We start from the raw sequence: 11,578 nt of genomic DNA on the forward strand, positions 1-11,578 counted from the left end.
TCGGCGTTTCAGAAAATAAATTCTACAGGCGCGAATCGAACGTGGGTGCGGCGGCCCGTTTCATGGCGCGGCGCTCGGCCCTGGTTGGCCGCTCGAGAATCCACTCGGCGAGCATACGGATGAGGATGGATGCGACGATCACGCCGATGGATCCCCAGAAGCACGGGACGAAGTCCGATTTAGAGTGGTCGGTCCAGAACCAGGCGATCAAAGCGAGCATCAGTGCCAGGCCGGCGGCCAGGGCGGCGAGCTTGTGGAACACGAGGGCGAGCGTGCGGATGGGATGCGTGACCAACCCCACCGCCAGCGCGACGACGACGAGCAGTGCGACGATGCCCGCACCGATGACGGCGACGCCCAAGTATATCGCGAGCATATAGAGTCCGAACATGATCGGTCCTTCCTTCTCTCTTTTCTAGTCCGTTTCTTCGGGCAGGTAGGTGTAGTCGACGGCGACGCCCTCCGCCTCGAGCAGCACGGCGGCCTCACGCACGGCGGCGGCGCGCCGTTTCGCGGACGCCTCGGCCTTGATCCAGTCGGGCAGGTCGTCGGGCAGGTTGGAGACGCGCGAGAACGAGAGCGTGGCCCGCTCCTCTCCCCTGTGGCGTTCCACGATGGCCGCGACGGCACGCCTGTGTTCGGCGAGATAGTGCTCGAGCATGTCCTTCATCCTATCCGAGGGTTGGATCCGGTATTTCTCCGACTCGTATTTCTTGACCATGTCCACGGTGAGGTTCGCGAGCACGGCCACGTCGTGCTGGGTCATGCCGATGCGTTCGCGCGTCGCGCGTATCCACGCCTTGGACTCGCTCCAATCCCCTTCCGCCATGATCCCTCCTGGATATTAGAAAGCCGGGTTCGCCCGCGCGAACCTCGATTATACTTTTAGTATAATCGAGGTTTTCGGCAGGGCGGACCCGGCGTTTCCCGGTTTCGTCACTCGGTCGGGGTCGGCGGGTTGTCGCCGGCGTTGGCCTTACGCTGCTGGTCGAGCATTTGCTGCTGGATCAGGACGCTGTTGGTCTGGGCCGCGTACTGTTTCTGGACCATGTCCATGCTCTCCTGGTGGCGTTGCCCTTCGACGTCGGCGAAGACGAGCTGCTGGATCGCCTGCGCGAGCTGCATGAGCTTGGCCTTCTTCAGGATGGACACCTTGACGGTGTTGCGGCCGCCGGCCTGGTTGACGAAGTCAAGCTGCGCGTTCATCGTGTTCGCCAGGTTCGCGGCGGCGAGCACGAGGAACAGGATCCCCACAAGCGCGCTGTCCTTCATGCAGGCGAGACCCGCGATGAGGAAGATGTTGGTGTCCACGGACGCGATGTTGCGCAACGGGATCGTCTGTGTGGACGAGCCGAGCGGGATCACGCCCAGGAGGGTGTTCGGGCTCTTGCACTGCACTCGCATGCTGCTCGCGGCGATGCTGGTCTTGAACCAGAACAGGATCACCGACGGACTGAACCGGTCGCCGGTGATGTTGGTCTCTTTAGTCTCCTTTCTCTAGTGTTTATTGCCGAAGTCGAAGATGACGCCGCGATCCTTGTCGACGACGAGCGAGGCGTCGAATTTGCTGCCCTTCTTCGAGGTGAACCCCTTCAGGCTGACCTTCCGGCCGGCGAGCAGCCGGCGTATGGCGGAGTCGGTGACGGTTTTGCCGGCTACGGTCGTCCAGGCGCGCCAGCCGCATCCTTCCGTGGTCCTCCATGTGCCGTCGGATTGTTTCTCGCGCCGGTTGGTGGAGCATTGGAACACCTTGCCCGTTTTGATGACGGGCTTGCCGCAGCGTGGGCATGGGCCGAACGACTCTGTGTTCCGCGTCTTCGTCTGCACATGGTCCTGCCGGACGGTGGACCGCGCGTCGGCCGGGATGCGCACGGCGAGGTCGCGGAACTCCGTTTCGACCTGCGCGGGGTCAGCGTGGTTGTGCTCGACCTCCGAGAGTCGTCGTTCCATGCCGGCGGTCAATGCCACGTCCTTGAGCTTCGTGGCGACCACGTCGATCAGGGATCGTCCCTGTTCGGTGGAGCGAAGCTGCTTGCCCTTGCGGTCCACGTATCCGGAGTGGACGAGCTGTTCGATGATGTTCGCCCTGGTGGCGGGCGTGCCGATGCCTCCCGAGTGGGATTCGTCGTCATCCAGGGCGGCCTTGAGTTCCTTGTCCTCCACCCAGCGGCTGGCGTGCTCCATCGCGGCGAGCAGCGTCGCCTCGGTGAACGGCTTCGGCGGCTTCGTCTTTCCCTCGGACAGTGTCGCACCGCCCTGCGGGACCGGCGCGATGAAGACCCCGTCGGTGAGGTTGACAGGGATGATGTTGCCCGCGGTCTCGTCGGTGTCATCCTGGTCTTCCTGCGGGGCGGCATGCTCGATGGCGTGCCATCCGGGCGAGACGGGCTGGTCGGAACGGCTGGTGAAGCGACATTCGCCTTCGGGCAGAAGGCGGCCTTCGTCCGGATGCTTTTCGCACCAATGCGGGTCGATGTTCGCGACGACGTTCGTCACGTCGTGCACGTAGTCGTCGCCCACGGCCTCCCACATGCGGCGTGCCACGCGCGTCAGCACGAGGCGTTCGTCATCGCCGAGTTCGTCGAGCGCCGCCCTGTCGGCCTGCATGGTGGGAAGGATGGCGGTGTGTCCGGCGACCTTCGCGTCGTTCACGGTCAGTTCGAGTCGCGGCCGTTCCGGTTTCGCGGACGGTTCGATGAAGCCGGTGACGAGCCGGTCGCCTTCGGCGAGGCCGCGCAGCGTGTCCAGGTCGTCGTGGGTGATGTACCGCGAGTCGGTGCGGGGATACGTGGTCAGACGCTTCTCGTAGAGCGACTGGAGCGCCGTGAGGGTGCGGGCGGCGGTCAGGCCGTGCAGTCTGCTCATGTCCTTCTGCAATCCGGTCAGGTCGTACAGGCGCGGTGGGGCGTCGTGCTGCTGCTTGCGTTCGGCCTTGAGGATCTGGAAGGTGAAATCGTCCGAGTTGACGATCCGCAGCAGCGTCTCGGCGTTCTCCCTCTTGTCCAAACGTTCGCCGGTCAGCTTCCATCCGCCCATCGGGGCGACGACCTTCCAGTACGGTCGGGCCACGTGGCCGGCGATTTGCCGGTCGCGGTCCACGATCATGGCGAGCGTGGGCGTCTGCACGCGGCCGACGGTGAATCTCGCGTTGTAGACGAGCGAATAGGCGCGCGACGCGTTCATCCCGATCAGCCAGTCGGCCTTCGCGCGGATCATCGCCGAATCGGCGAGTCCCTGGTATTCCGTCTCGTCCTTCATGGACGCGAGGGCGCCGCGGATGGCGTCCTCTTCCAGGCTCGCGACCCACAGGCGTCGCATCGGCTTGGAGACTCCTACATGCGCCACGATCCTGCGGAAGATGGCCTCGCCCTCGCGGTCGGGATCGCACGCGTCGACAAGCATGTCGATATCGCCGCGGCGCATCAGTCCCGCGACGACCTTGTACTGGCGGTCCGCGCCCTTGTCCCGGCTGACCTTCCATTGCCAGCCGGGTGTCGGGTCGATGGGCAGCGTGTCGAGGCTCCACTTTCCCCAATCGTGATTCTTGTATTCGTCGGGCGCGGCCAGGTCGACGAGGTGGCCCTGCGCCCAGGTGACCAGGTCGCCGCCGACCTGGATGTAGCCGTCGTGTTTTTCCGCGTGCCCGCCGACCGCCTGGGCGATCGCCTGGCCGACCGAATGCTTCTCGGCGATGATCAGTCGCATCTCGCATCACGTCCGATCATCAGTAGTTGCCGGACGCCCATGCGGGCCGTCCGTCGTCCGAGGTGTCGGGTTCGGCTGCGGCCTCCTGCGGGGCGGTCTCGTCGTCCGCCGCCTGGACGTCGGATCCGGTCGTCTCCGGATCCGATTCGGCGACGGTTTCCCGTTCGGGTTCGGCGGGCGGGGTTTTCCTTCCGGCCGGCGCGGCGACGAGCTCGCCCTTAGCATCGAACGCGACGTTCTTCTCCGTTCCGGTCATCGCCAGCTTGTCCGCGATCATCGTCCGGCTCATGCCGGGGAACGCCTCCTCGAATTGCCTCGCCGCGTCGCGCAGCGCCTGCGCGCTTTTGCGGAAATTGTCGAGACGGCTGTCGAACTTCTTCGCCGCCGCCTCCTTGCGCTTGAACGACTCGCGTTCGTCGCGCAGGAAGTCGTCCACGTAATCGGATGCCATGGTCGTGTTCCTTTCCGTTATCGAGATCCGGCCCATGCCGGCTATGAACCATGCTCCCGCCATGTGGACGGCTCCGGTTTGGACAATCGGCTCCGCCAGGATCACGCGGACGTGATCCTGGCGGAGCCGAGGAAACGGAGCGGCGGCATGGATGCCGCGCTCTGCCACTGCCAACCCTTCCTGTATTTCCAGGCGTCGCCTGGAAGGGAATGGTTGGCCGGCCATGGTTCATCATCGCGACACCGCGCCCGTGTCTTCGGGCCTGCGTGTTCCATGCTTCGTCTCGGGAAGGGCTTCGCCCGATTCTCCCTCGACGGGCACGGCCCACGCGTCCTCCGCCGCGCGGCGGCGCCGCAAGGCTGCCCCATGTCCGGCGAAAGGAAACGCCGGCGGAACCAAGGAGGAACCATGGAAAAGAAATCAACCGACCTTCAGCACGTCGTGTTCGAGACCGAGGAGGCGGGGCGCGTCGAGGCGATGTGGAGCAGTCTGCGCCTCAACGGCCAAGATGTTCCGGACGGGTGGCACCGCTACGCCGTCAGGGGCGGGGACGACGGATGGGAGCCGTGCAGCATCGAACCGTTCGTGTGGGTGAACCACACCGCCGACATCATCACGCCCGTCGACCTCGAGCTCGACAAGCACGACCGGATGCTCACCATCAGGGACTGGTGGTTTGACGACGAGCCGTTCCCGGCCGAGTGACAGGCCGGGAACGATGCCGCCCGCACGACGCGGGCGGCGCCTCCAGCGGCCAGAGGATAGCTACCGTCCTCTGGACTCCAATATCCTAGAATGGAATACAACGAGAGCCAGGAGGCGACGGACATGACCATCGACTATTCAATCAAAGTGACCCAATGCGAACCCATGCCCGGCTACAAGCTCAAGGTCACCTGTTCCGACGGGGCGACCGGAATCTTCGACATGTCCCGATACGTCGAACGCGGCATGTTCAAACCGCTCAAGGACACGCAGACGTTCGGCCGCGTGCGACTCACGTTCGGCGTGCCCTCATGGCCCGGGGACATCGACATCGCCGCGGAACGCGTCCGCTCCGGCATGCAAATCATCTAGGAGCCCGCGCGCCCCTGCCCCGACCGTCACCAAGACGGCCGGGGCTTTTTTCATGTCTGCATGCATGACGGACATGACGCGCCGCCGACCCCGCGTTTTTTCGCGAGGCCTTTTCATTTCCCGCGCTCCAAGTGTCCAAACCCATCGCCGTTTCCGCGACGGACGATTGGCGTAAGACACCGGCCTTCCCCTCAAGGCCATGAGCGAAAGGAGCGAGGAGTGAACGCGATCATCCTTCACGGCATTCCGCAATCATGCCGTGCGAAATCGCTCCCAATCCATGAAATGGATATGGGAGCAGCAAGCGACGTGATTGGATATCCAATCACTCGATTCGCGATGCGAATCGGCTTGCCGGGAAGACCCGTGCCCCATGGTCGGCGGAGCCTCCAGACCGCTCGCGCGGCATCACAGAAAACCCGTCCCCACACCTCACACGGAGGCGTGGAATGAGCCGGGCCGAGAACAGGACGCACTGCGTCGAGAAGATCATCAGGTTCACGCCGGACGAGTGGGAGCGGGTGCGGAAGCTGTATGAGGAGCTGACCAGGTACGCGCCGGAGCACCGGTCGTTCAGCTCCTACGCGCGCAGGATGCTGTCCGAACGGCGCATCCACGTCACCGAGATCAGGCCGCTGACGGACCCGGAGCCGATCGCGCGCGAGATCGACCGCATCGGCGTGAACGTCAACCAGATAGCCCACTGGGCCAACGCGAACGAGCACATCACCGCCGGGCAGGTGGCCGAGCTCCGCGCGTCGTTCGACCGCATCGAGCGTCTACTCGGCGACCTGTTCGCCGACAGGCGCGAAGCCCGGAAGGACGTGTGAGCATGGCGGTGGTCAAGCTCGGCAGGCCCGTGAAATCGAATCTCGGCGGCGACAACGGGGCGATGGCGTACATCATCAACCCCGCCAAGACCGACGGAGGAAGACTGGTCAGCTCCAACTACGAGCGGACCAGGACGGACTACGACGCGCTGGCCGAAGGCATGCTCGACGACAACCGCAGGTCGCCGAAAGGCATCCGGAAGGACAGCCGGCTGGCCTACCACATCAAGCTCAGCTTCAGTCCCAAGGACCCCGTGACGCCCGAGCAGGTGCACGAGCTCGGCGTGGAATTCGCGCGCCGGATCACCGGCGGCGAATACAAGTTCGTGGTCGCCACGCACACCGACCGGCACCACCTGCACGACCACATCATGGTGTGCGCCGCCTCCCGGTACGGGAAGCATCTGAAGGCCGAGCTGCCCAAGGACATCATCGACCAGTGGCGGGCGGTCAGCGACGAGATATGCCGCCGCGAGGGGCTGAGCGTCGTGTTCAACCCCGTCGTGGAGGAACAGACGCGCAAGATGCGTGGCGGTACGACAGCCGCCGGCGACGCCGGAACGTCGCCGGCGCGCGACCCCAAATACGTCGATGAAGCACCCGTACGGAGCGCGAACGAACCGGAGACGAAGGCGCGGAAGGCCTCGGGCGGGGAGCCGTTGGAACGCCGGTACGGCATGTCGATGGAGGAGATCTACGCGTCCGCGAAAGGCCTGGGCGTCAAGGACAGGCTCCGCATGCTGATCGACCTGACCTCGTCCACGGCGGAGAACTTCGAGGACTGGAAGGACATACTCGACATCCGAGGCGTGGACGTGACGGTCCGCGGCCAGCACCTCACATACACGCTCAAGGACACCGGCTTCAAGATCCGCGACGCGAAACTCGGCCAGGCATACGACATGACGAACATCATGGCCGGGCTGCAAAGCACGCCCGTCATCCCCATCACGTTCAACCGCAGACTCGTCGCCAAACAGACCAGGAAGACGATCACCGTGTGGCTGCCAGGCACCCACCGGAAGAAGAAGATCACGTTCGACGCGAAACGTCTCGTGGACGACGGCGGCTCCACACTGCGCGCGTTCCTCCCCCGCGACCGCGACCAGATCATCCTCGACCCGTCCAACCGGTACGCCGGCAAGACCCCGACGCCCGGCCTCTACCAGTGGTTCGGCGAGCCCACAAGCCGGCTCGAACCACTGACCTCGCCCGAACGGCTGCCCCTCAGATACGGGGTCAGCCCCGCCCAGCAGCGCTACTACCAGGCACAGGCGCGCCGCCTCGACCGCCTCGCCGGCGAGGCGAAGGCGCTGAACGCGGCGATCCGCTGGACCAGGCTCGCGGGCGGCGACAGCGCCAAGGGACTCGGTCTGCTGCGTGCGAAGGTCCGCGAATCGCACGACGAACTCCAGTCCGCCGTCATCGCGTTGCACGACGCGATCCAACGCGGCGACCCCGACCTCGTGGCCGAGACACGCGGCGAGATGGAACGCCGCGAGGCCCTGTGCGACCGGTATGAGGGCGAGCTGGCAGCCATCGAACGGGAAATCCACACGACCCGCGACCGCGAGCAAACGGAGACCGAGCAGCGCGAACAGCAGCAGCACAAGCGTGGACGGTCCATCTGAACCGTCCCAGGAAACACCAACCGACAACAGAAAGGGAACCGCAATGCCAATCGAGGAACAGGCTGAGGAGAAGATCCAGAACGCCGTCCAGACCATCATCACCGGAGGCGCGAAGCTCATGCTCAGAATCCCCAAGGGCGTGGCCATGGCGATGCTCCGCGGCGGCATGAAACTCGCGAAGACCGGTGTGCACGCCGCCGGCGAGGCCGTCAAGAACAAGATCGACAGCGGCGAGATGTCCGAGAAACGATTGCAGCAAAAGAAGGACGGCGACCTGCACGAGCTGCAACTCGACGACTCGACCATGCGCGAAGTACAGCACAGCCTCAAGACCGCCGGCATCGACTACCACCTCGAACGCGCCGACCAAGGCCAGTTCATCCTGCACTTCGCCGGCAAGGACGAAGACCATGTCCGCCACGCCGTGCAACGCGCGTTCAAAGGCATGGGCCTGGACGTCACCGACGACGACTTCACCGTCGAGCAGACGGAACAGACCCGAAACGAGCCAGAACCCCCGGCGCGGGAGACCCCGGCCGAACCAGCCACGAAGCCCATGCCGACGCAGCGCATCGCCTGGGACTTCGTGGACCCGGAGGTCATGGAGATGGCCGCGAACAGCCTCACCGCCCGCCACCCCGAACTCTCATGGGACAAGCTCATGGGCGACACAACATGCGACGAGCAGTCCGGCCGCAACTTCGCGGACCGGATCATCGGCAAGGCCGCCGCCGACCCGAGCCTGCGCGACGAGCTCGACGACATCCTGCGCGACGACTACGGGCAGGGCGCGCAAACCCAGGAGCGGACACGCAAGCAGACGACCGAGCCGAACCGGAAGACGCCGACATCGAAGCCGGAAAGCGAACCGGAACCCGCACCGGACGAAGCCCGGACACCGGCCACGCGACAGCAGACACAGGCCAGAGCAGACAATCCCAGGCCGGCCGGCAAAGAGCAAAAACCGAAGCCGATCCGATCGAAGAAGGCACTGCTTGAACGCTTCAAGACCCGACTCAACGAGAACCTCGCCGAACAGAAGAACCACATGCCACCCACCCAGAACAGGGACCGCACGCCCCGCAAGGGCCGCTGAAAGGAAAAACCACAATGAACCAGCAGGAACAGGCGACGAAACGCGCCGCGATCTTCCAGGACACCATCAACGGGACCAACGACCCGACCCCATGGCCGGTGACCATGTGGGCCTCGTCCGGCGACACGATATGGACGGCCGGCACGGCAAGGACTGCCGGCGAGGACTCGGTGGGCATGATCTACGCTCCCGGCGAAACCATCGCCCACCGGAACACAATCGCCGGCGACACCACCCGCGCCACCGAATCCTTCGCCATCAGACCGGAGAGCGGACAGAGCCCGATGGACGCGATGCTCGCGGGCATCGAACAGTGGGACCACCGCCACCCCGACCAGTGGGACACCGTGACCACACCGGGCGAGTACCGCATGACGGATCCGACGACCGGCCGACCGCTCCCGATGGGATGGAGCGACAGCCTCGCCGTGGCCGCGTCCGCGGCAGGCCGGCTCGACCCCGACCTGCTCCAGGCCAGCCTCATGCAGAACGCGGTCGAGCACGAGCCGCGCCCCTGCGTGTTCTTCCTGGAGGACAACGGCTACGACCTCATGGTCTTCTCCTGGCATCAAAACCAGCAGCGACTGTTCGACGCGATGACATTCAAACACCTGCAATACGACGACCTGAGCATGCAGGTCACGACCATCAGCCACAGCGAGGACATGAGGGAATCCTTCCCCGCCAAGACCATGAGCGACGGCGAACTGCTCACCCAAAGCCGCGTCTACCGGGACGAATACCAGTTCTGGCGCGAACACGACGGCGGACCCGTCGCCCACGGCATGACCGGCCGCGTCATGCGCAGCGGACTGCTCAAACCGGGACTGGAGCAGAAACCGCTGCTGAACCTGAACGACGGCCGGCGCGCCCCGGACTGGGACGAGTTCACCGACCAGGCCGCCATCTCGATCCTCCAGGGCCGCCCCGTCTCACCGACGCCAGCACTCCCCCAGCAGGAGCGGCCCGGACGGTCCGCCGATCCCGCGGACGAGACGCCGGAACGGCAGGAACCGGCGCACGCGACCACGGCCACGAGACAGGTCTGGCCGAACGCGTGGGTGGCGAACAGGCTCGCGCACATCTATATATTGCATGCGAAGGACGGACGCGACTGGCCGAAGATGATCGTCGGACTCCCCCGCGGCACCGTCATCGACGGACAGGACCTGACCGGCTGGGCCACCGACATGTTCATGAGCGGCAAGAACCAGAGTCAGAAGAACGAGGGACGGGCCGTCAACCTCAGATTCAGACCCGGCACCCCGGTCGAACTGTTCACCGGCCGCGGCGCGGAACGCCGCACCGTGCAGGTCGACCCGCAGACGCTCGTCCAGGCAATCATCGACGCGCAGAAGCGCAGCCGAGACGCCGAGGAGACGCTCGACACGGCATCGGTGGAACTCGCCTCGAAGACCGTGGAGGAATCCTGGCCGCAAATCAGCCGCATGCAGGGCCGGTTCACGGAATACCGGCGCGCTGGCACGTACAAGCCGGCCGTCGCATTGAAATGGGCGCGCCGACTCGTCGACCGGACCGCCGGAGGGGACGAGGGACGGTGGACCAACCGCCAACGCCGCCAGGCCGCCAGGCTCCTCATCCAGGAACTCGCCGGCGCACAGGAACCGATGCAGGACAGAGACAAAACGCCGACCCGGCCAACCATCGAACAGGACGCGGAGGCGACGGACACGCCACGGAAAACGGAACCGACCAAGGAGACGGAACAGGGACGGGACCACGACGAAGCCGGCTCGCCGGCCGCCGACCCGGGAGCGAAAGCCGAACCGCCGGAGACGACGCGCCGCGACGATCCGGAGCGACGGCACACGGACCTGAAGTCAACGCTCGACCGGTTCCATACCAAGCTCAGGGAGAACCTCGACGGACTCAACACAGCCACGCCGGCACCCGGCATCGACCGGAACCACGGCCAACGGAAAACACTATAAGAAAGGGGCGAACCATGGCGAGAAAACGCCTATACGCGAAGCAGACGGCCCCGGCCGAATACGAGCAGATCGACCTGTTCAGCCTTCTCGAAGAGGAACAAAGACAGGCCGACAGGATAGCGGAGCAGGTGCGCGGATACGAGATAACGGTGGGCCACGTCGCGGTGCAACGGCTCCGCGTGCGCGGAGCGGACGACGAGACGATAGCCGCCGTGGCGGCCGAATACCGGGAGAACCGGCTCCGCGGACTCGGCCGGCGGGACGCGCGGATCGCCGCCGAGAACAAGCTCGGGGTCGGCGCCGCCACTCCCGGCGAAACCACGCCGCAACCTGTGGTAAAACGTTTTACACAATTCTCCGGCACGGAAAACAACACTGAAGAAAGGAACAACAATGGACGAGATGACATGGACCGACCCGCAGCTCAAGGCACGCTACGAGGAGAACAGCAGGAAGCTGGAACACCTGAAGGAGACGCTGCCGAACCTGTATTCCGAGGACGCGCTGCCGTACAAGGTGTTCACGACGAACAGCGTCCACGGCATCCAGCGGATGCGTCTCATCTGGCTCAAGGAGCACCATCCCCAGTGGTTCAGGGAGATGATGATGGCCAACGTGCTCGAGGAGCATCTGCGGGACATCGAGACGCGCACGAGGGAACGCCAGGCGCAGATCATGGACCAGCTGATGGAGTCCAGGCACCTGCTCAACCGGACGGACTGCCTGAAGGCGGCACCACAGCTGACCGACCTGGACCGGCTCAACGGGATGAACGAGGCCCAGTCGGAGTCGATGAGCATGGCGATCCACGAGGTCGTGGAGAGCTTCTAGCATCC

The 11,578-nt window shown here is 65.0% G+C and carries 12 protein-coding genes; 7 read left to right on the plus strand and 5 right to left on the minus strand.

The annotated features are described in order from the left end of the window. Positions 1-22: 22 nt before the first annotated feature. From MMB49_RS06225 to MMB49_RS06245, 5 genes are all read right to left on the minus strand, one after another. Positions 23-391 (minus strand): hypothetical protein, encoded by a 369-nt coding sequence (locus tag MMB49_RS06225; RefSeq protein WP_047270555.1) that lies wholly within the window; start codon positions 389-391, stop codon positions 23-25. Positions 392-415: 24 nt separating this feature from the next. Continuing rightward, complete coding sequence (locus MMB49_RS06230) at positions 416-829, minus strand: helix-turn-helix domain-containing protein (RefSeq protein WP_047270553.1); 414 nt, start codon at positions 827-829, stop codon at positions 416-418. Positions 830-936: 107 nt separating this feature from the next. Next, complete coding sequence (locus MMB49_RS06235) at positions 937-1,446, minus strand: hypothetical protein (protein ID WP_047270551.1); 510 nt, start codon at positions 1,444-1,446, stop codon at positions 937-939. A gap of 51 nt (positions 1,447-1,497) precedes the next feature. Then, positions 1,498-3,705, minus strand: coding sequence for a type IA DNA topoisomerase (locus MMB49_RS06240; protein WP_047270549.1), 2,208 nt, complete (start codon positions 3,703-3,705; stop codon positions 1,498-1,500). 19 nt (positions 3,706-3,724) lie between these two features. Beyond that, positions 3,725-4,156, minus strand: coding sequence for a hypothetical protein (locus MMB49_RS06245; RefSeq protein ID WP_047270547.1), 432 nt, complete (start codon positions 4,154-4,156; stop codon positions 3,725-3,727). A 408-nt stretch (positions 4,157-4,564) separates the two neighbouring features. Here MMB49_RS06245 and MMB49_RS06250 point away from each other — a divergent pair, with 408 nt between their 5' ends. The 7 genes from MMB49_RS06250 (at position 4,565) to MMB49_RS06280 (ending at position 11,573) form a co-directional block, all read left to right on the plus strand. After that, positions 4,565-4,861 (plus strand): LPD28 domain-containing protein, encoded by a 297-nt coding sequence (locus MMB49_RS06250; RefSeq protein WP_003817175.1) that lies wholly within the window; start codon positions 4,565-4,567, stop codon positions 4,859-4,861. Between the two features lie 123 nt (positions 4,862-4,984). Beyond that, a complete protein-coding gene (locus tag MMB49_RS06255; protein WP_047270910.1) occupies positions 4,985-5,233 on the plus strand; it encodes a DUF2442 domain-containing protein in 249 nt (82 codons plus the stop codon). 449 nt (positions 5,234-5,682) lie between these two features. Beyond that, positions 5,683-6,063, plus strand: coding sequence for a MobC family plasmid mobilization relaxosome protein (locus tag MMB49_RS06260; RefSeq protein ID WP_047270546.1), 381 nt, complete (start codon positions 5,683-5,685; stop codon positions 6,061-6,063). 2 nt (positions 6,064-6,065) lie between these two features. After that, the gene (locus MMB49_RS06265; protein WP_047270544.1) at positions 6,066-7,694 is read left to right on the plus strand and encodes a relaxase/mobilization nuclease domain-containing protein; all 1,629 of its coding nucleotides are present in this window, start codon (positions 6,066-6,068) and stop codon (positions 7,692-7,694) included. A gap of 43 nt (positions 7,695-7,737) precedes the next feature. Next, entirely contained in the window at positions 7,738-8,790 is a 1,053-nt protein-coding gene (locus tag MMB49_RS06270; RefSeq protein ID WP_047270542.1) for a PcfB family protein, read from the plus strand. Positions 8,791-8,804: 14 nt separating this feature from the next. Next, a complete protein-coding gene (locus MMB49_RS06275) occupies positions 8,805-10,742 on the plus strand; it encodes a hypothetical protein (protein ID WP_047270540.1) in 1,938 nt (645 codons plus the stop codon). Positions 10,743-11,135: 393 nt separating this feature from the next. Further along, entirely contained in the window at positions 11,136-11,573 is a 438-nt protein-coding gene (locus tag MMB49_RS06280) for a TnpV protein (protein ID WP_003817163.1), read from the plus strand. Positions 11,574-11,578 lie beyond the last annotated feature (5 nt).

Origin of the sequence: Bifidobacterium sp. SKU (assembly GCF_026016405.1) — a bacterium.
Classification (GTDB): domain Bacteria; phylum Actinomycetota; class Actinomycetes; order Actinomycetales; family Bifidobacteriaceae; genus Bifidobacterium; species Bifidobacterium bifidum.